Below are 18,658 nucleotides of genomic sequence, written 5' to 3'. Positions count from 1 at the left end.
AACAGGTGTAAGGGTTAAGCCAGTGCTTTTAAGATAGTTACCGACCTTAAACATTGACGAAGCAAACATTACCCCGTAAGGGAGGACTTAAATGTCTAATTTGGTTTTTGTACTTGATACCAAAAAACTACCGCTCAATCCAATCCGCCCAGGATTGGCACGTAAATTGCTAACTATTGGCAAAGCTGCTGTCTTCAAAAGGTATCCATTTACGCTAATTTTGAAAGTAGAGGTAACAGTACCGCAAAAACCAATTACTCTCAAAATAGATCCTGGCTCTCGAACTACTGGAATTGCGTTAATACAAGGAGAAAACGTAATCTTTGGTGCAGAGCTAACACACCGAGGACAAGCTATTAAAGCCAGCCTTGAATCTCGCCGTTCATTGCGTAGAGTCAGGAGAAATCGCCATACCCGCTATCGTCGGGCTAGATTCTCAAACAGGACTCGCCCTAAAGGTTGGTTAGCACCAAGTTTGCAACATCGTGTCGAAACAACCCTTACATGGGCAACTAGATTGATGAAACTCGCCCCCATTGCTTCTATTGCTCAAGAGCTTGTGCGATTTGACTTACAGCAATTAGAAAACCCAGAGATTTCTGGAATCGAGTACCAACAAGGCGTTTTGCATGGCTATGAGATCCGCGAGTATTTGTTGAACAAATGGGAGAGAAAATGCGCTTACTGTGGTGAAATAAATACACCATTACAAGTCGAGCACATTCATCCCAAAGCCAAAGGCGGATCTAATCGCATTTCTAATCTTTGCCTTGCTTGCGATGCTTGCAATAAAAAGAAAGGTACTCAAGATGTTGAGCAATTCTTGTCTAAAAAGCCAGAGATTTTGAAGCGGATTCTATCTCAAGCAAAGCGTCCGTTAAAAGACGCAGCAGCCGTTAACTCAACTCGTTGGACATTATTTAATCGACTCCGTACAACTGGCTTGCCTGTTTCTACAGGTAGTGGTGGCTTAACGAAGTTCAACCGCATTCAATTAAATTTACCTAAAACTCATTGGCTAGATGCAGCTTGTATCGGAAAGGTTGAGTCATTGAAGATTTTAACAAGCAAGCCACTATCGATCAAAGCAACTGGTCACGGGACACGTCAAATGTGCCGCACTGGTAAATTCGGCTTTCCATCTCGCTATGTTCCCCGGTTTAAGTTTGTTAAAGGTTTTCAAACGGGAGATATTGTCAAAGCGATTGTAACCTCTGGCAAAAAAATTGGTACATACGTTGGACGTGTTGCCGTAAGAACCAGTGGCTCATTCAATATTTCCGCCTCAGAATTAGTATCAGGAATTAGCCACAAATATTGTTCAATTATTCACAGAAAAGATGGTTATTCGTATGCAGCATAAACCTTGCCCCCCTTTTCCTCTCGCCCCTGACCTGGGTACAGGTACAGCGGGAGTCTCCAAGGGGGAAGAAAGATGAATTTAACTCCTGAAAGCAAAGTCCTAGTACAGGGCATTACAGAATCTCCCGCGTCCACCCGCGCCGCCCTGATGATGAAAGCATACGGCACGAATGTAGTCGCCGGTGTCAGTCCCGGTCGGGGGGGGCTGGAAGTGGAGGGAATTCCGATTTTTGATTTGGTAGAACAAGCAGTGGCTGCAGTGGGTCACGTTGACACTGCGGTAATTTTGGTAGACGCTTACTCAGTGCTGGATGCGGCTTTAGAAGCGATCGCCGGAGGAATTCGGCAAATCGCGATCGTCACAGGGGGAGTGCCTCCTCTGGATATGGTGCACTTAGTCAGAAAAGCAGAAGCCACCGAAACTTTGGTAATCGGGCCCAACAGTCCGGGGATTATTGTGCCCGACAAACTGCTGCTGGGAACTCACCCCAAGGAATTTTACACTCCCGGCCCGGTGGGAGTGATCAGCCGCAGCAGCACTTTGACTTACGAAGTTGCCCTAGAACTGACGGAGGCGGGGTTGGGACAGTCGATGGCGGTTTGTATTGGCTGCGACGCGATTGTCGGTTCTTCTTTTATGCAGTGGCTGCAAATTTTGGACGAAGACGACAGTACGGAAGCGATGGTTTTGGTAGGGGAAGTTGGCGGGTGGAGTGAACAAGCTGCTGCTTCTTACATCGCCTCGGCGATCGACAAACCCGTGGTTGCTTATCTAGCCGGCCGCTACGCTCCCAAGGGGCCGTCTTTGGGCCACGCCGGCATCCTGATCAGTTCTCGGGCTGCTGCCCAGAAAGCCTTTGGAGTTTCGGCCCCAAACAAAATGGCTGCCTTTGAAGACGCCGACATACCTGTGGCGGCTCGACCTTCAGAGATTCCTAAGTTGCTCAAAAAATTGCTCAAGAAAAATTGATTGCTTTGGGAGTTTTCACAAAAGTCCTAACCCTCTTGGGGGTTGGGATAGGGGTAGGGCTGGGGCGGGTTTGGTCTCATATCATTTCCGGTAACACTCATACATGATGTTGACGGTTGACGGTTGACTGTTGACGCCGTGAACCGTCAACAGTGAACAGTGAACAGTGAACAGTGAACTCGGATTTACTATTCCGATGAAGAGTGGATTTGATATCAAAAGTGTCTGCAGAATGCCACAACAGCCCCTTCAACCCGCCTTTAGCACAAATTTATGATTTTTTTACCAAAGCCCTCTGACCGGCCTCACAGGCTGCGGTGCTGGTGCTGGCAAGGGCGCAGCGCGGCGCGGCGCTGGAGGCGGAGTTGTGGGCTGCACGCTGGGGCGAGGTTCGATCGGGCTTTCGGGGCGAGTTGTTTCACTTGTGCGAGCTGTCGATCGCGTCACATCTTGAAGCAGGCTTCGCAGAGTTCCGGCTATACTCTGAACTTTCCCAACAGCGGTGCGAAGGCTGGCAACATCTACGTAAACCTCGTTGAGAGGATACTTTTTCAGGATTTCTAGCAGTGATACCTTACCGTCATCCCCGGATGCCAGGATCACCGCTGCCCGCAAAGCTTTCCCGCTTTCTGTGCGGCGCTGAGTCCGAATTGCTTGACCGATGTCGTCAGTGATTTTTTCTCCTGGGGTGCTGTAAACGACCCTGGCCAGATTAGCAGGCTTCAAACCAATTTCTAAACCCATGAACCCCCGCAGCATTTGCGCGTCCATTTTGGAGAACCGGATAATTTGTTGGAGGGTTGGCGTCGTCGTGCCGTTTTTAGCAAATTCTTCTAAGTCGCTGATATTGATGGCTTGTCTGATCGGGCCAAATGTGAGGACTACTTTTTCTGCCCCTAATGCTCTACTGCTGCTAGATAATATGCTCCCGCTTGATCCTAAAAGTAGGGCAATGCCGATCGATACAAATTTTGTTAATTTCATATTCACCGCTACATTAAAATTATTTTTTCGAGATTTGTACATTTTTGTACATTATAGATGCAGCAGTTATATTCTACAATGTCGCCCGTGTAATTTGTGCCCGCGTCACACCCACAATCTCGACAGAGACTTTTTTTCGATCTTGACTTGAAAAATAAGTTACCACATCTGCCGAAATCTGTTCGCTTCTATTCCTTCTGCCTTCTACCTTCTAAATCTCCAGCCTTCTACATCAGAGTGTCTTCCGCCTTCTACATAAGTGCCTTATAAAAATTCTAGGTACTGCCCTGACGGGAGGACTTTCTTAATAGCACAAACATAAGGACTCGATTGCTTCTTCTTTCTCACTTAGGCAACTAAATCCCTCTTCCTTCTTCCCTCCTTCTTCCTTCTTCCGACGGACATCGGACTGACATCCGTTACATCCGTTACATCCGTTATAGAATCCGTTGCCGAACTTCCTTCTTCCATCCGTTACATCCGTTACATCCGTTATAGAATCCGTTGCCGAACTTCCCTCTTCCATCCGTTACATCCGTTACATCCGTTACATCCGTTACAAAATCCGTTGCCGAACTTCCCTCTTCCATCCGTTACATCCGTTACATCCGTTACATCCCGTACATTGCTCGTTGCCGAACTTCCTTCTTGTATATGTTGAAAACCAAGCGCAAATCCAAGAAATCCAAACACAAGCACAGCGAAAAAACAACAGCGCTAAGCAAAAAAGAAGTAGCTGCACAAAAACGCAAAATTTCTGAAAAGCGCAATGAATTGGTGCAGGCGATCGCCCTAAGCTGCTTAGTCAGCGTTGCTCTCAGCATCCCCCTGTTGTTCGTAGCCCGCCCTAAGATTGCTATTGCAGGAGGCGCAGCCGCAGCCATCTTGCTGCTTTCCTACAAATACCCCCGTCAAGCTTTGTGGACTTTTCTAATTTACTTGCCTTTCAGTGGTACAATTACCTACGCAATTGGTGGCGGAAATGCTGCATTTCAAGTAGCCAAAGATGCTTTCTACATACCAGCCCTCATCGCCCTAATTCAAAGCTGCAAAAAGAAACAGTTGCCCCTGTTCATTCCTAAACAAATGCTTTCTACCTTCAGCATCCTGTTGATGATGGCAATGCTGACTTTAATTTTTGTCAACGGGGAGATGCAGCTCAACCCTATGAAAGGCGACAAACCAATTCTGCAAGGAATTCTCGGTTTAAAAGTATTGATAGGTTACATACCGCTGATTGCTTGTACCTATTATCTGCTCCGCACTAAGAAGGATTTGGTGTTTTTTAGTCGAATGCACATCGTTTTGGCGATCGTTTGCTGCCTTCTCGGTTTGATTCAGTACCTGTTGCTGCAAAGTGGAAAGTGTGCAGGAACCAGAGGCATGACCGGAGCAGAATTATATAAAGCAACGCTGGAAGCTAGATGTTTTGTCGGCGGTTCTTTAGTGTTCAGTCCAGAAGTCAAGTTTGTCCGCTTGCCGGGAACTTTTGTCGCGCCTTGGCAGTGGGCGTGGTTTTTAATTTCTAATGCTTTTTTAACCTTTGCCTCTGCCTTTTGCGACCCTTCCTTCTGGTGGCGAGTTATCGGTTTATTTGGCATGGCATTAGTATTTGCCAATGCAGTTATTTCCGGTCAAAGAGCTGCTTTAGTTATGGTTCCCGTTGCTACAGCAATCCTGCTAGTTCTCACCGGTCAATTAGTTAATTTAAAACGATTTATTCCCATCGGTGCAGGACTGGCGATTCTGCTGTTTGTCGGTGCAGCTATTAACCCGGGAATTGTCGAGCAGCGGTGGGAGAGTTTTGTTAATCGCTGGAATGCTGCACCGCCCCAGCAGTTTCTCTTTAATCAGTTCGAGCAGAGCAACAATTTTATCATTGACAAACCTCTCGGTAGAGGTGTGGGACGAGCAACTAATTCAACGCGAATATTTGGTGCAACGCAGCTAATTGAAACTTTCCAACCTAAGTTGATCTACGAACTCGGTTATCCGGGAATGATTAGTTTTCAGATCATGCTTTTACACTTAGCTTTTCTAACTTTTAGAGCTTACCGATCAGTCAAGGACAAAAGTTTGCGGAGTTACGGAGCTAGTTTTTGGGTGTTTGTTGGATTTATTACGATCAATACTCAATACTATCCGCTAGATGTAGATCCAGTGTCCGTGTATTATTGGGTTTTAGCTGGGGCGATTTTAAAGTTGCCCAAAATTGATAAACAGGTGCAGGATGAAAAGCACCAGGAAGTTGAGTCAAAGGAATTGCAAGTTCACCAGCCATTAAAGGAGAAAAAAATTATTGCGTCTTCCCCAATTTGAGAATAGTTTTGAGTCTTGAGTTTGGTGGATTCTTTCTTGTTCAGTAACCCGCTTTCTCTCCAAGGCGGTGCAAAGATAGCCCGCCCTTCTGGGTTTATCTGTGCTAAAACCCACCCCGACAGCATATTTTGGCTCTTAACTTTACTGCGGTTGCCAAACCGGATGGCTAGCATTCAAATCCTGGTCTTTTGTCAATTTAGTTAATGCCGAACCGTCCCGATTAATTACATACAAGTTGCTTTTGTCTCCTGGGATTTCATTAAATATAAAAGCAATTTGCTTGCTGTCAGAAGACCAAGCTAATTCTGAAATTCCCGACGGTTTTAGCCTGGTAGCTAGTTGATTTAGCTGGTTCGCGTCAGCATTGATTGTGTAGAGTTTTTGATTGTTGAACTCTCCGGCGACGAAAGCAATAACTTTGCCATCCGGCGACCACGAAATTTGGTTGTAGTTTCTGGGTTTTTGGGTGAGATTCTTGGCTGTCCCCCGGTTAATGTCGAGCAGGTAGATATCTTGCTGTTCGCCTGATGAATCGCCCGATTTATTGTAATAGTAAGCAATGCTGCTGCTGTCGGGCGCCCAAAATATTTTGACGTTGTAAACCTCATTGTGCGGGTTGTTCGTCAAATTTTTGAGGTTGGTTCCATCGGCATTAATTGTGTAAATTTGCTGTTTCGGATAAGCACCGAACAGGAAAGCAATTTTTGTGCGATCGGGCGACCAAACAAGTTGACTGCCGCCGGATATATATTCGCCGGGACTTTTAGTTAGTTTGGTCATTGCCGAACCGTCGGCATTCATTTTGTAGATATTTTTATCCTTGACAAATGCTACCTGCTGACCGTCCGGCGCAAGGTAAAATTCCGATGAAATTTCTGTTTTAGGCGGCTCTCCTCCTACTTTCAATTCCCGAACTAATTTAGTTCCTTGGATACCAGAAGTGTCGCTTATATAAAGTGATTGACTGCCGGGAGTATCAGAGGTAAAACCGTCGCAAGAACGGGCAAAAATAAATTTCTGGCTGTTGGAAAACCAACCTATTGCAAAATTAGCTGCTTTGCAACCAGCCTCAGCAAACTGTTTAGTTAGTCGAGAACCGTCAGCATTGACTGTATAGATGTCGCTGTATCCGCCAACGAAAGCCAGTCGCTGGCCGTTGGGCGACCACACTAGGGGAGGGCTAACATCTATATTGGGTGTAAGTTCGCGGCGAGCGGAACTGGTAGCATTGAGGGCAAATAAATTGGATATGGTCTCGCTGCCGCGCATTTGGAGGGCGGTAAACGCTAGTATCCTTGGTTTTTGGGCTGCGGTTGGGGGAGGGCTGTGAAGGCTCAAAAACAATGTGATTGAGAGTGTTAGGGAAATAAGAGCGATCGAACTAAGTCGCAATACTTTATTCAAAAGCATTTTGTCAATATCATCTCCTTACTTTTAAATTTTCACAGTCTTCAGTCCTCATATCTCCGACTTCTTAAAGTCCTGCGGGGATATGGCAAATTCTAAGTCGAAGCTATTACCAATGCCCCATTCCTAATGCCCCATTCAAAGTGTTTGTCTGTCTATATGTCTCGACAGCCTCAAACTCTGTTTAATTCTGCCAATAATTAGCTCGAACATTTTTTTGCGGGACGGATTCTTGCTGCTGGGCGGCATCCCTAACTCGCAACACATCAAGTTCAAGTCAGTTGCACTCATTGCCAACAACTTTTGCCTCACCTCTTCTTCATTACCCTTCTTAGCTTGTAAACGAAGTTCTTCATAAACTTCTAGAACATTGGCCGCCGATAAATTAGCAGGTTTATTAACATCAGCACCCCTGGGAATATCCGAAGTTTTTGAGCCAGCAGAAACCACTCCCCGTTTGACTTGAGTCTCAAGCCGGGTTAATTTTCGAGCAACGTCCCGCAAGATTTCCTTAAGTTCGCCAATTTCCTCAACCAACCCCCCGCTTTCTTGTTGGGAAGCCGCCAAAATTTCTTTTTTACTCATTTCAGATACTCCTCACACTCGCGCCAGAGTTTTTCAAATTCTCTAACTAATTCTCGCGGCAGTTCTCCCTCATTAATCGCCCGTTTTAGCCCGACGCTTTCCCGAATCGTCGATTCTAAAAATCTAACTTCTATGTTATTATCTTTTGATATCTCATCGCAAAGTCTCTTTACTTCTCTCATGTAAAACTGAACTTCATTTGTCAGCAATCCTCCATAGGTTTTAGCTTTATTCATAAAGACTGCTATCTTGGGAAACGGATAAGGCTCAATCCGTTTCTGGAGCGAGTTTAAAACTAGACTCAATCCCCTAGAACCAAAATAATCGGGATTGACGGGAATTAATATTAAGTCGCAGCAAGAGAGTACGCTGTAGGTGAGGAGACTGAAGGAAGGCGAACAGTCAAAAAGCATCAAGTCGTATTTGGGGAGATTAGCAGAGTTGGCGATTTTGCCGATGAATCGGCGGATGAAGTCTTTAACACTTTTTCCCTCAAATCCATCGATATCCAACCAATACAATTCTTCAACTGAAGGAACAAAATGTAACTGTTCGTCAATCTGATAAATGGTGTCGAAACCAACGGGAAATTTAAAATTCTGTCCGGCTTTTTTAAAGACTTCTAGAGCGTCATAAATTGTAAGTCTGTGCTTGAGAGATTTTTCGTACCACTTACCAAATTTGTCATCTAAATGACCTGTATTTTCGTTAAGTCCGATCGCCTCTGTGAGCGACATTTGCGGATCTAAGTCTAACATCAAGACTTCTAAGTCGGTTCCTTGGGATATAATATTTCCCAGACTCCAAGTGACGGTGGTCTTTCCGACACCGCCTTTGAAGTTGATTACGGCTATTGATTTAGGACTCATGGCTGGCTTTGTTTGGATTTTGCTCAATTTTTTATTAAAACATAACGATCGCCCAATTAGCGTTTGCTAAGTATTATTACTCGAATAATGGCGATCGCCTTGAGTAGGCGATCGCCAGATTAACAGCGAGTCTCTTTTTAGAAAAGAACGTCAGGAAACTTGAAAACGTGACTAGCAATATTCCGCACCTTTACTAATGGAACAGGTAATCCAGTTACACTGTAGCCTCGATTTGGTACTACTTTCTGCGAGAGTTCTGGCTGTTGCTGCGAAACTAACAACCTGAATTTACCCGGTTCGACGACCAATATCTCCTGTTGAGGAATGAAAAATATCCAGAGATCGGCTTGCGAAGTCCATCCCCAACAGGGACGGTTGCGATCGTCAAAAGCTTCAAAAAACAAGTTTCCAGTTTGCTTGGCTTTTAAATCGGTCTTATACTCAGCAGTTGCAGTTGAACCGTTTGGGCGAATTAGTACGCGGTCAATACCTGCTTTCTGATACTGTGGCAAATCTGAGACATCCTCAATGCGATAGCCATGAATCTGCAACCACTGGTCTACGATCGCCTCTCCTGTCTTTCCTACTTTCTTTTGAGTTTGGAAGTCGTATTCCTGTTTTTGGGAAAGCGGGGGTAGTTGCTGGGATAATTTGGCTTCGCTGTGCTGATTGTTGTTGTACATGATTAATTCCGTCAGCTAAGTTTTGAGTAGTGAATCACTACATCTTTAGCTTCGCAGAACTTTCTCTGGCAGCTACCAAACAAGTGTTAGGAACTTTCTCTGGCAGCTACCAAACAAGTGTTAGGAAGTTTGTTAGGATAGTTTGTTAGGAACTGAATAAAACCCTAGAAATGGCACCTAATTCACCAGAAGAACAATTCATCCTAGCTGCTAATGACTGGGATTTAGAAAAGTTGTACAAAGATTTGGCTGATGCCAAGCGACAAGTAGCATCGCATAAGCAAAAGGAACTTACAGAAGTCGAGAAGCTGCATTTACGAGGATTGCTTTGTGATTGTAGTCCTAGTGACATCGCTAAAAAGCTTCACAAACAACAGGGAGGATTGAGAGCCGAGCTAAGTTCAACTGTGTATCTGTATGTCAAACACCTTACTCAGGGAAAAGTAGACATCAAGCTAAAAAACTGGAGATGTATCCTTGCTTGGCTTGAGCAAGCAGGATACAAAACCAGGTCATCTAATTCAGTTGAAAATAAGCCTGAGATTACACCTTCTGTTTCGGAGAGTGATATTGATGATCTGTTGGAGAGGGTGCGCTCGAACTCTCCTCTCTGTGCTGAGGATTTCAATAAACTGGGAATAAAAAAGGCTGAGGAAGAAGATTTTGAGGTAGCACTTGAAAATTTCGATCGAGCAATTAAGCTCAATCCTGATTATGCAGATGCCTACAATAACCGGGCTAGTGTTCGCCATGAACTAGGAGACGATGCCGGAGCAATTGAGGATTACACAAAGGCGATATTGCTCAATCCTGATCGTGCAGTTTATCACAACAACCTGGGTATTATTTCTTATAACTCAGATGATTACCGAGGAGCGCAGGCCGATCACACCCGAGCAACTCAACTAAATGCTGGCGATGCTCAAGCCTACAATAACCGAGGTTTTGCTCGTTTACGCCTGGGCGATCTGCAAGGGGCACTTAAAGATTTTACCCAAGCAATTGAACTAAATGCTCATGATGCCCTTGCTTGGAATAATCGAGGTGATGTCTACTTCTTGAAATTAGGCGATCTGCCAAAAGCGCTTGATGATTACACCCAAGCAGCTCGGCTGAATCCTAATAATCCTAAAACCTTCTACTACTTGGGAGTTATTCACTCTCGTTTGGGGAACAAAGAGAAAGCGCTTGAGGATTTCACCAAGGCAATTGAGCTTAAACGAGACTTTGCTGAAGCTTATCAAAACCGAGGCATTGTCCACTATGAACTGGGCGATTCCCAAAAAGCAAATGTCGATTTTCACAATGCTAAAAATTTATATCGTGTCCAGGGAAAAGAAGAAAATTACCAAAAGTTACTTGATATAATAGAAGGACTTCAGCAAGAAGATTGAGAGCGATCGCATTTAGTAAATTGATAAAAAGAGCAATCGCTACATTGCTTAAAGCTTCATTCACTATAATGATTCTTACAAGCTGCGATCGCAATTTCTTCATCTGTAACTTGGTAAACCAAACGATGTTCGTTATCAATGCGCCTCGACCAAAAACCACTTAACTCGTATTTCAGAGGTTCAGGTTTGCCCAATCCTTCAAAGGGCGATCGATCTATATCTTTAATCAATTCTACAATTTTGCGATAAATCTTTTTGTCTAATTTTGCCCATTCATTAAAATCTGCAAAAGCCGAAGATTCAAAAATAATTCTTCTACTCATTACAAATCCTGTAAATCGACTTCAACTAAATTTTGTCTGTCTTTAACATTTTCAATAGCTTTCAACAGTTTGTTTTTATTGATTTCCGATTTTAAAAGATATTCGGTTTCATCGCATTCTGAGACAATTATTTCAATCTCTTTATCTCCAAAAATCGCTTTAATTTGTTCTAAAAAGTTACGATCTAGTTCACTGGCTTTTAAACGATAAACTGTTGACATCGTTTTTACCTATTTTTGATTTCGATAAAAATTAATATTCCCTTTAAATACAGTAGTTTGAAGTTAACACTAAGGGCTGGCAATTTTGCCAGCCCTTAATTTGTTTTAGCGTTTGACCAACTTCTTAGAAACCTTCCGCAAGCGAATTGATTGTGGCGTTACTTCCACCAATTCATCCTGACCGATGTACTCCAAAGCGCGCTCCAAACTCATATCGACTGGCGCTTGCAATTGTGCCAATTCTTCACCGCCAGATGCGCGGTGGTTTGTCAACTGCTTTGACTTGCAAATATTCAGCTCCATGTCTTCATCTCGGTTGTTTTCTCCGATAATCATCCCTCTGTAAACCTTGGTTCCGGGGGTAATGAAAAATACGCCGCGGTCTTCAGCATTTTTCAGTGAATAAGTAGTTGCAACTCCTTCTTCAAAGGAAATCAATACTCCGTTGCGACGGGCGATAATTTCTCCACCGAGGGGGCGATAGTCGAGGAAGCTGTGGTTCATAATTCCAGCGCCGCGAGTCAACCGCATGAACTCGCCTCGGAATCCAATCAAACCGCGAGCGGGGACTGAAAATTCGATTTGGGTGCGACCGGTGCTGCTGACGTGCATATCTTGCATTTCTGCTTTCCGCTGACCGAGGCGTTCGATGCAGCCGCCGACTGCTTCTTCGGGTACGTCTAACACCAAACATTCAAAGGGTTCGCAGGGACGACCGCCGACTTCGCGGAAGATTACTTGGGGCTGGGATACTTGAAATTCGTATCCTTCGCGACGCATATTTTCGATCAGGATTCCGAGGTGGAGTTCGCCACGGCCGGATACGAGGAATTTGTCGGGAGATTCGGTTTCTTCGACGCGCAAGGCGACGTTGGTTTGGAGTTCTCGCATTAGCCGATCGCGAATTTGACGCGATGTTACCAAACTTCCTTCTTGACCGCAGAACGGCGAATCGTTCACAGAGAAAGTCATCTGCAAAGTCGGTTCATCTACCTTGATTAAAGGCAGCGCTTGCGGGTCGTTGGGGCAGGTAATTGTCTCACCAATATAGGCATCAGCAAAACCAGCAACGGCGACAAGATTACCAGCAGAAGATTCTGGGATATCAATCCGCTTCAGGCCTTCAAAGCCCATCAATTTGGTAATTTTTGATTTGACAAGCGCGCCGCTTTCTGTGATTAAGACTGCTTGTTGACCGATTCTAATCGTGCCGTTGTGGATGCGGCCGATGACGATACGACCGACGTATTCTGAGTAATCTAAGGTGGTTACTTGCAGTTGTAGTGGCTTGTTGGGGTCGCCTACGGGGGGCGGTACGTGGTCGAGGATTTCTTCAAACAGGGGCTTCATATCTACCCCTTCGTCTTCGAGGTGTTTTTTGGCGTAACCGCTTAAGCCGGAACCGAAGAGATAGGGAAATTCGCACTGATCGTCGTCAGCACCTAGTTCGAGGAACAGATCCAAAACTTTATCGACGGCTTTGTGGGGGTCGGCTCGCTCGCGATCGATCTTATTGACAAAGACGATCGGGCGCAGTCCTTTTTCGAGGGCTTTTTTGAGCACGAACCGGGTTTGGGGCATCGGGCCTTCGTTGGCGTCTACGATCAGCAGACAGCCGTCAACCATGCCGAGAACTCGTTCGACTTCTCCGCCGAAGTCCGCGTGTCCGGGGGTATCGACGATGTTGATCAGGGTTTCTCCGTACCTGACGGCGGTGTTTTTGGAAAGGATGGTAATGCCACGTTCGCGCTCGATGTCGTTGGAGTCCATGACGCAATCTGGGATTTCTTCCCCTTCGCGGAAGATCCCGGACTGTCTGAGGAGAGCGTCCACAAGGGTGGTTTTGCCGTGATCGACGTGAGCAATGATGGCGACGTTGCGAATGGGAAGACTCATAATGCGTCTGGAACGTTAAACGGATCTAACTAAAGATTTCTTAATAATTGTAGCGCATGAAGTCAAGGGCCGATCGAGCGCGGCTGTAAGATTGGAGTGCGATCGTCGCTAGAATCAAGATTATGGAAGCGCAACAAGCGTGAAATAGAGCGTTACACCACGCCTGACGGCAGAGTTTTTTTCGATCGGTGATCTTGAGTTGGCCCAGGTGAACAAGGTTGGATACGGGGCGATCGCCGGTATTAAGATGAGGGTGCAAGTTCGATCGACTTTATGGAAGTACAACCCAGAGATATTCAGCGTTATATCAGACAAAATGGCACAGTTCCCTTTGCAGAATGGTTTACAACCCTGCGGGATGTTAACGCTAAAATTAGGATTGATAAAAGGCTTCAGCGGGTTAGCGGTGGCAACTTAGGAGACTATCGCTCAGTTGGCGCAGGAGTCTGGGAATTAAGGATTGACTATGGCCCGGGCTACCGAATCTACTTTGGACAAGCGGGAGCTACGATTGTGCTTATCCTGTGCGGTGGAGATAAAAGCACTCAAGACCAAGACATTGTTAAAGCTCAGGAATACTGGAGAGATTATGAAAGACGCCAAAGTGCCGACGAGTGATAGTTATCATTCTTTTAAAATTTCCAATTTCAAAGACCCAAATTATGCTGCTGCTTACCTCTCACTGATCTTTGAAGAAGAGGAAGAAGGCGATTTAGAGATGGGAATAATGCGAAAATCGCTTCGAGATGTATTTGAGGCTCTGGGCGAACCAATTATGTCTGATGAGGAGGCCTCATTGCATCTGGAAAAATTAGATGTTTTGTTGTCGCAGAATGGAAGCGCCACAATTTATGCTTTGGCTAATTGGCTGAAGGCTTTGGGATTGAAGTTAACGGTTGTGGTTGATGAAGGGGATAAAGGGGAAGAGGAAGATTCTGTTGGTACTGCTGAATTGGCGGAAGTTGGTAATGTTTGATGACTCGCCCATTTCCCAAACATGGCTTTTTAAGTTTTTTTGATTTTAGGGTAGCACTATGTCAGAAACCGAACTAGATTTAGTATCAATAGCCACGAGAGTATTGCAGATTGAAGAAGAGCAAGTTATTCTGAAAAAATATTTAGCCAAACTTAAGAGGCAGTTAGAGGCACAGGAACAGCGATTTAACGATCGCCCTGAACCGCAAATGCTAGAAAGTTTGACTGCTGAAATTGCGTCCCTGCAACAGCCGTGTGATTTGGGAAATGGCGATATGTCTGTCATTGCCGATCGACCGATCGAGCTTGACACCGAGACAGAAAAGCAAAAGTCAGACTTTAAGTATCAGTTAGTATGCGATCGTCCTAACAGTCGCGCTGTGTTGATGGAAGCTTTATCACTAGCTCAAGAGCGGCTGATTATTGTTTGCCCTTGGCTCAATTGTAACAGCATTAATGATGAATTGCTGCAAAAATTTAGAGCGTGTTTGAACCGAGGATGTTTGATAAATATTGGTTGGGGTTATCTGGGAGACAGGCAAAAAATCGGCAAGGGATGGCGCTACAATGCTTTGGCAGATTTGCAAGAATTAGCCAGCGAATATCCCGATCAATTTTGTCTCTCTTTATTGGGAACTCACGAAAACTTTTTAGTCTGTGATTATAGTTTTGCCATGTTGGGTAGCCATAATTTTCTGACTAACAGCGATGAAAGTGCAGAAAAAGAAATGGGAATACGCACGAATGACTGCCAAATTGTCAAGCAATTAATTGAGCGCTTTGACAGCAGCGAAGTATTAAATGAGGAGGAGATAGAAAGGCGGTTTGTAGCGAATTCGGATTCCATCGATCGAGCTGATTATTTGGAAGGCTTGGCGGCGGATGCTGAAGATATTGCTTTAGAGCATAGCTGTGAGGATGTGGAGGATGAGTCTGAGGAATGTCTGGAACCTGTTGTTAGTGTTGAGGATTTTTGGGAACGTTACACTCAGGGAGAAAGGGATTTTACAGGGATTAATTTAGCTGGTGCTAATCTAACCGGTAAAAACCTAGCTTCTGATGTCAACCTGAGTAAAGCTAATTTGAAAGAAGCTAATTTAAGGGGTGTTAATTGGCAGAGCATCAGCCTCAGCGGGGCAATTTTGAAGGGAGCAGATATGAGAGATGGCTCTTTCTCTAGCACAAATTTTAGCGAATCTAAATTATGCGGCGTCAACCTTTCTAAGTCTACTTTATCCAGTGCCAATTTGAATCAAGCCAATTTAGTCAATGCCAACCTCGATCAGGCTAATTTATCCAGTGCCAATCTGAATCAAGCCAACTTAGTCAATGCCAATCTTTCTCAGGCTAGTTTATACAGTGCCAATCTGAATCAGGCTAACTTATCAAGAGCCAACCTCGCTCAGGCTAATTTACAATCAGCTAAACTAGAAAAAGCCAAATTAAGCAAAGCAAGCTTAAGAGGAGCTAAACTAGAAAATGCAAATTTTACTGAGGCATATTTGAACGGTGCAAACGTTAGCGGGGCGAAACTTAATCACCAAACAAAATTCACAACTGCCAACCTGGCTCAAACTAACTTAAGCGGGCTATACTTGAGGAAAGTAGACCTAAAAAAGGCTGATTTGACAAATGCAAATCTGAGTAATTCTAACCTTTTAGAAGCCAACCTCGATCGAGCAAATCTCAAAGGAGTTCAGCTTCAAGGAGCGATTTACAATGAAGCAACTTTATTTCCTACTGATTTCGATCCCGTGAAAGCGGGCGCTTACTTAATTGCTCCTTATGTATCGCTGCCAAATGTCGATCTAACTGGTAGGGACTTGAGCAGTGTTAACTTGATGGGAGCCAATTTACAAGGTGCTAATTTGATTTCAGCAAAATTGAATAATTCCAATTTGAGAGATGCGAATTTGAGTGGGGCAAAACTTCAGGGAGCAAGTCTAGACGGCTGTAATTTGAGTCGGGCTAATTTGAGGCAGGTAAACTTGAATGATGCGAGATTAGTTAGTGCAGATATAACTACAGCCGACTTAACTGAAGCTGACTTGCGGCAAGCTGATTTATACGGTGCAAAACTGCGTGGTGCTGACCTAATTTCAGCAGACCTCCGTGCAGCAAACTTAACAAATGCAGACTTATCTGGCGCTAACTTAACAAATGCAAAAATAGGAGGAGCAAACTTGGGAAATGTTAAACTCACTGGTGCAATTATGCCAGATGGAGCTACTCACGAATAAAATTAGTTAAGGGGTTTGCTAAACAAACTCTACTCAACAAGCGTGAATACACTCTTTCACCACACAATAAATATTCCGCAGCCCCTCTACCTGGGATGCTAACAACCCTTGCTTAATCTTACCTACTAATTTGCCCCAGTTGTAGAGTTCTTCCACACTACGAGACTGCCGGAATTTCCCCTCATAAAAATCTACCCAAAATATCGGTGCTTGATGTTGGCTGCTTCTCCAGCGTTTCCGCCACCGAATGCAATCTTGCAGCGTCGGCGGTTCGACTCCTAAAATTGGCGGCATATCTCCGTAGCTGACAAATCGACTGATCCCAACTCCCACAACGTGGATGACGTAAGCCCAGCAGCGAATCTCGCGGATCAGTTCGGGCTTGACTTTCAAGACTTTGGCCACTGCTTCTTTGGTTACAAAGCGAGAGAGTGGATTTATTTGCTTGGCTTCTGAGTTTTGTTTTGGTATCATGGTTGGTGAATGCGACTTTTTTGGGGTGAATGCGACTTGATGTGGGTGAATGCGACTTGTTTGGGGTGAATCCGACTTGATTTTGGGTGAATCCTACTTTTTGTTGGTGAATCCTACTTTTTGTTGGTGAATGCCAAATTGTCGGTCATTTGAATAAATAGCTGTTCGCTCTTCAGTTTTCGAGGCCGGGGGGCGATCGCTATTTATGATGTAAATATTTTAAGACCAATACTGGCCTGTTGTCAAGAATGGGATTGATTAAGTTGCGGATTCGAGAGCTGGCTGCCGAGAAGGGTTGGACTTTGACAGAGGTTTCTGAGCGATCGGGAGTTCACTACAGCACGCTTAAGAATTATGCTCGTTCGCCCGGGTTAGCAACGGTTGACGTTACTCATTTGCAAAAATTAGCTCGAACTTTTGACCTGTTGATTGAAGATTTGTTTGAGGTTGTGGAAGATTAGGCGCCGGGAATGCGGTTGCGGTGGTCGGCGCTTTCAATCTCATATATAGGTGAGGTGAAATTTCACCCTGATGTCAAGAGGGGAATTGGTTAAATTGCGGATCAGAGAGTTTGCTGCTAGGGAAGGCTGGACGCTGAAGGAAGTAGCCGATCGCTCTGGAGTATCCTACAATACTGTTAAAAGTTATGCCCGATCGCCCGGTATGGCAATGGCTGACATCGGTGCTCTGCTAAAATTGGCCCGGACGTTTGATGTGTCGATCGAAGAATTGTTGGATTTTGTCGAACAACAGTAACAAATTACACTTAAAATAAACCAGCGCTACCAGCGCCAACCAGTTCGACCTCGCAGGGACGATCGACTGTGGGCCCAAGCAACAGATTCGAGAGTTGGCGGATGGGACGGGGCGAAGTGTGAAAGAGATGATATATTCTCAGCGGCAATTGTAGCTGTTCGATCGCCCAAATCGGTCTACAATTTGTAACGTTGAGCCTTATTGAAGTGCAGGAGTGGAGCTGGCTTGGATAACGCTAGTCTGTCAAGAAAACCCCCGCAAGCCTCGGAGCTTGTCGCCGACGAAATTCCAGAAGCAGTGCGAGATCACCCATACCCAGAAGCAGGGCAGAGTCAGTCTAAGAAAAAAGGGCTGATTTGGAAACTGCTAGGGTTGGCCGCCTTAGCCTTTGGGGTCAGCATCTGGCTGCACCTCAACTTTAACTTGTTCCCAGCCACCAGTCAGGCAGAGCAAACTCAACAAGACTCAGCGCCCACCAGTTCCGCGTCTCCGTCTGTCCCAAGTCCAGCTACCACCCCCAAAGCCACCGCCCCCGGCATCCCAGAAAACCTGCTGGGACACTTGCCGTACCCAGAAGCACCAGCAAAAGACTTGGTAAGCGTCACCTCCGACGGTAGCGTCAAACTCCGCACCTCAGCAGCAGCAAAATATCAGGAAATGGTCAACGCCGCAGCGGCATCAGGCATCTATTTCGCTCCCATATCCGGCTTTCGCTCCCTGCAAGACCAACAGCACGTATTTTTTGACGTGAAAGCCGAACGCAGGCAAAACGCCAGCAAGCGAGCCGAAGTCAGCGCCCCACCAGGTTACAGCGAACACCACACCGGTTATGCGATCGACATCGGCGACGGCAGCGCCCCGGAACACAACCTCAGTCCCAGTTTTGAAAATACCGAAGCATTCAAGTGGTTAGAAGCCAACGCCGTCGCCTTCAGCTTTGAAATGTCCTTCCCCAAAAACAATCGCCAAGGCGTCAGTTACGAGCCTTGGCACTGGCGGTTTGTGGGCGACAAGCAAAGCCTCGAAACTTTCTACAAAGCTCATTCGATGAAAAAGTAGAAGGAAGAAGGAAGAAGGAAGTTCGGCAACGGATTCTGTAACGGATGTAACGGATGTAACGGATGTAACGGATGTCCGTCAGAAGAAGGAAGAAGGAAGAAGGAAGAAGGAAGATTTTCCACATCTCCGGCTTTGCCACTC

20 protein-coding genes are annotated in these 18,658 nt (G+C 45.3%); 10 read left to right on the top strand and 10 right to left on the bottom strand.

Annotation, left to right across the window (positions count from 1 at the left end; genetic code table 11):
- The first annotated feature begins 91 nt into the window (after window positions 1-91).
- Together iscB and QUB11_RS06145 are read left to right on the top strand one after the other, a co-directional pair.
- Window positions 92-1,363, top strand: a complete 1,272-nt coding sequence (gene iscB, locus QUB11_RS06150; protein ID WP_333201577.1) for an RNA-guided endonuclease IscB — start codon at window positions 92-94, stop codon at window positions 1,361-1,363.
- Between the two features lie 72 nt (window positions 1,364-1,435).
- Entirely contained in the window at window positions 1,436-2,332 is an 897-nt protein-coding gene (locus tag QUB11_RS06145) for a CoA-binding protein (protein ID WP_333201575.1), read from the top strand.
- 282 nt (window positions 2,333-2,614) lie between these two features.
- Here QUB11_RS06145 and QUB11_RS06140 read toward each other — a convergent pair whose 3' ends face one another.
- Both QUB11_RS06140 and QUB11_RS06135 read right to left on the bottom strand, forming a co-directional pair.
- The gene (locus QUB11_RS06140) at window positions 2,615-3,316 is read right to left on the bottom strand and encodes an alpha/beta hydrolase (protein WP_333201573.1); all 702 of its coding nucleotides are present in this window, start codon (window positions 3,314-3,316) and stop codon (window positions 2,615-2,617) included.
- 348 nt (window positions 3,317-3,664) lie between these two features.
- On the bottom strand, window positions 3,665-3,787 hold the full coding sequence (locus QUB11_RS06135; protein WP_333201571.1) for a hypothetical protein: 123 nt from the start codon (window positions 3,785-3,787) through the stop codon (window positions 3,665-3,667).
- A 183-nt stretch (window positions 3,788-3,970) separates the two neighbouring features.
- On the opposite strand from QUB11_RS06135, the gene hpsL reads away from it, so the two are divergent.
- Complete coding sequence (hpsL, locus tag QUB11_RS06130; RefSeq protein WP_333201569.1) at window positions 3,971-5,635, top strand: hormogonium polysaccharide biosynthesis protein HpsL; 1,665 nt, start codon at window positions 3,971-3,973, stop codon at window positions 5,633-5,635.
- Window positions 5,636-5,776: 141 nt separating this feature from the next.
- Here the strand turns inward: hpsL and QUB11_RS06125 are convergent, their stop codons facing one another.
- The 4 genes from QUB11_RS06125 to QUB11_RS06110 form a co-directional block, all read right to left on the bottom strand.
- Entirely contained in the window at window positions 5,777-7,045 is a 1,269-nt protein-coding gene (locus QUB11_RS06125; RefSeq protein WP_333256552.1) for a DUF5050 domain-containing protein, read from the bottom strand.
- Between the two features lie 135 nt (window positions 7,046-7,180).
- Entirely contained in the window at window positions 7,181-7,627 is a 447-nt protein-coding gene (locus QUB11_RS06120; RefSeq protein WP_333201565.1) for a hypothetical protein, read from the bottom strand.
- The gene (locus QUB11_RS06115) at window positions 7,624-8,496 is read right to left on the bottom strand and encodes a ParA family protein (protein WP_333029965.1); all 873 of its coding nucleotides are present in this window, start codon (window positions 8,494-8,496) and stop codon (window positions 7,624-7,626) included. The genes QUB11_RS06120 and QUB11_RS06115 overlap by 4 nt, the downstream gene beginning before the upstream one ends.
- A gap of 137 nt (window positions 8,497-8,633) precedes the next feature.
- On the bottom strand, window positions 8,634-9,179 hold the full coding sequence (locus tag QUB11_RS06110; protein ID WP_333201563.1) for a hypothetical protein: 546 nt from the start codon (window positions 9,177-9,179) through the stop codon (window positions 8,634-8,636).
- 170 nt (window positions 9,180-9,349) lie between these two features.
- On the opposite strand from QUB11_RS06110, the gene QUB11_RS06105 reads away from it, so the two are divergent.
- Window positions 9,350-10,573 (top strand): tetratricopeptide repeat protein, encoded by a 1,224-nt coding sequence (locus tag QUB11_RS06105; protein WP_333201561.1) that lies wholly within the window; start codon window positions 9,350-9,352, stop codon window positions 10,571-10,573.
- A gap of 56 nt (window positions 10,574-10,629) precedes the next feature.
- On the opposite strand, the gene QUB11_RS06100 is transcribed toward QUB11_RS06105, so the two are convergent.
- The 3 genes from QUB11_RS06100 to typA form a co-directional block, all read right to left on the bottom strand.
- The gene (locus QUB11_RS06100; protein WP_333093428.1) at window positions 10,630-10,896 is read right to left on the bottom strand and encodes a Txe/YoeB family addiction module toxin; all 267 of its coding nucleotides are present in this window, start codon (window positions 10,894-10,896) and stop codon (window positions 10,630-10,632) included.
- A complete protein-coding gene (locus tag QUB11_RS06095; RefSeq protein ID WP_333094472.1) occupies window positions 10,896-11,117 on the bottom strand; it encodes a hypothetical protein in 222 nt (73 codons plus the stop codon). The genes QUB11_RS06100 and QUB11_RS06095 overlap by 1 nt, the downstream gene beginning before the upstream one ends.
- Before the next feature lie 105 nt (window positions 11,118-11,222).
- Window positions 11,223-13,013 carry a translational GTPase TypA gene (gene typA / locus QUB11_RS06090; protein WP_333201558.1) on the bottom strand — a complete coding sequence of 597 codons (1,791 nt, stop codon included), beginning with the start codon at window positions 13,011-13,013 and terminating at the stop codon, window positions 11,223-11,225.
- A 273-nt stretch (window positions 13,014-13,286) separates the two neighbouring features.
- Here typA and QUB11_RS06085 point away from each other — a divergent pair, with 273 nt between their 5' ends.
- From QUB11_RS06085 to QUB11_RS06075, 3 genes are read left to right on the top strand one after another with little or no spacing between them, the layout of a single operon-like run.
- On the top strand, window positions 13,287-13,631 hold the full coding sequence (locus QUB11_RS06085) for a type II toxin-antitoxin system RelE/ParE family toxin (protein WP_333140890.1): 345 nt from the start codon (window positions 13,287-13,289) through the stop codon (window positions 13,629-13,631).
- Window positions 13,603-13,989, top strand: coding sequence for a transcriptional regulator (locus QUB11_RS06080; protein WP_333140888.1), 387 nt, complete (start codon window positions 13,603-13,605; stop codon window positions 13,987-13,989). The genes QUB11_RS06085 and QUB11_RS06080 overlap by 29 nt, the downstream gene beginning before the upstream one ends.
- 58 nt (window positions 13,990-14,047) lie before the next feature.
- The gene (locus QUB11_RS06075) at window positions 14,048-16,228 is read left to right on the top strand and encodes a pentapeptide repeat-containing protein (protein WP_333390029.1); all 2,181 of its coding nucleotides are present in this window, start codon (window positions 14,048-14,050) and stop codon (window positions 16,226-16,228) included.
- A gap of 33 nt (window positions 16,229-16,261) precedes the next feature.
- Here QUB11_RS06075 and QUB11_RS06070 read toward each other — a convergent pair whose 3' ends face one another.
- Window positions 16,262-16,702: a hypothetical protein gene (locus QUB11_RS06070; RefSeq protein WP_333390027.1), complete on the bottom strand. Its 441-nt coding sequence runs from the start codon at window positions 16,700-16,702 to the stop codon at window positions 16,262-16,264.
- Window positions 16,703-16,950: 248 nt separating this feature from the next.
- Here QUB11_RS06070 and QUB11_RS06065 point away from each other — a divergent pair, with 248 nt between their 5' ends.
- The 3 genes from QUB11_RS06065 to QUB11_RS06055 all read left to right on the top strand — a co-directional run bounded on the left by QUB11_RS06065 (window position 16,951) and on the right by QUB11_RS06055 (window position 18,517).
- Entirely contained in the window at window positions 16,951-17,163 is a 213-nt protein-coding gene (locus tag QUB11_RS06065; protein ID WP_333319425.1) for a helix-turn-helix transcriptional regulator, read from the top strand.
- A 70-nt stretch (window positions 17,164-17,233) separates the two neighbouring features.
- Window positions 17,234-17,458, top strand: coding sequence for a helix-turn-helix transcriptional regulator (locus QUB11_RS06060; RefSeq protein WP_333055442.1), 225 nt, complete (start codon window positions 17,234-17,236; stop codon window positions 17,456-17,458).
- Between the two features lie 225 nt (window positions 17,459-17,683).
- Window positions 17,684-18,517, top strand: a complete 834-nt coding sequence (locus QUB11_RS06055; RefSeq protein WP_333390025.1) for a M15 family metallopeptidase — start codon at window positions 17,684-17,686, stop codon at window positions 18,515-18,517.
- The last annotated feature ends 141 nt before the right edge of the window (window positions 18,518-18,658 follow it).

This window comes from Microcoleus sp. B6-A1 (assembly GCF_036705085.1).
GTDB lineage: Bacteria > Cyanobacteriota > Cyanobacteriia > Cyanobacteriales > Microcoleaceae > Microcoleus.
The sequence above is the reverse complement of the archived record's forward strand: the minus strand, read 5'-3'. Positions and strand labels throughout refer to the sequence as shown.